1 pseudogene is annotated in these 874 nt (G+C 62.2%); it reads left to right on the top strand.

The annotated features are described in order from the left end of the window. Positions 1 to 874, top strand: a pseudogene (locus P792_RS38910) (efflux transporter outer membrane subunit); the annotation flags it as partial.

The following is an 874-nucleotide window of genomic DNA, read 5'->3' as shown; positions in this document are numbered from 1 at the left end:
CCTTTGACAACAAGCAGTCCGAGGACCGCCTGTTCCGCTACAAGGGCAACATCACCGAGACGGATGAAGAATATCACGGCCTGGCCTCCTGGGAGCCCGATTTCTGGTCGTCCATCCGCAACCATGTGCGCGCCCAGAAGCAGTACGCGCAGGAAAAAGCGGCCGACTTTGCCATGTCACGGCTGAGCCTTCAGGCTGAACTTGCTTCCGACTACGTGCAGTTGCGCGGCTATGATGCGCAGATCGCCATCTACAACCAGTCGATCGGCTATTATCAGAAGGCTCTGCAGATCACGCAGAACCAGTTGCTGAACCAGGCTGCCCCACGCCTCGACGTGGCCCGTGCCCAGGCGCAGCTCTACTCGACGCAGGCCGCCGAGCTTGATGTGCAGGCCGCCCGTGAAGTCACCGAGCACGCCATCGCCATCCTGACCAATGCCTCGCCCTCGTCGTTTCATATCGCGCCGACGCAGGTCATGGGCTTCCATCAGCCCAGCCTTCCCGCCGGCGTCCCGTCCGAGCTGCTCCAGCGCCGCCCAGACATCGCGAGCGCCGAACGCGAGATGGCACAGGCCAATCGCGAGATCGGCATCGCCCGTGCTGCGTTCTACCCGCACATCTCGCTTCAGGCGGGTGGCGGCTTTGCCCAGAACGGCTTCGATCTCGCCAATCTGGCCAATTCGCTCTGGTCCTACGGCGCCTCGTTCGAGCTTCCCATTTTTGAGGGCGGCATGAGACGCGCCGAACTCCAGCATGCCTGGTCGGCCTATCGCGAGACACGCGACAACTACCGCAGCAAGGTGCTGGACTCCTTCCGTGAAGTGGAAGACGGCTTGTCACGCACCAGCCGCCTCGATCAGGAAAATCGTACGCT

Source organism: Asaia sp. SF2.1, from assembly GCF_000505765.1.
Lineage (GTDB): Bacteria > Pseudomonadota > Alphaproteobacteria > Acetobacterales > Acetobacteraceae > Asaia > Asaia bogorensis.
This window is presented reverse-complemented; position numbering and strand designations above follow the sequence as displayed.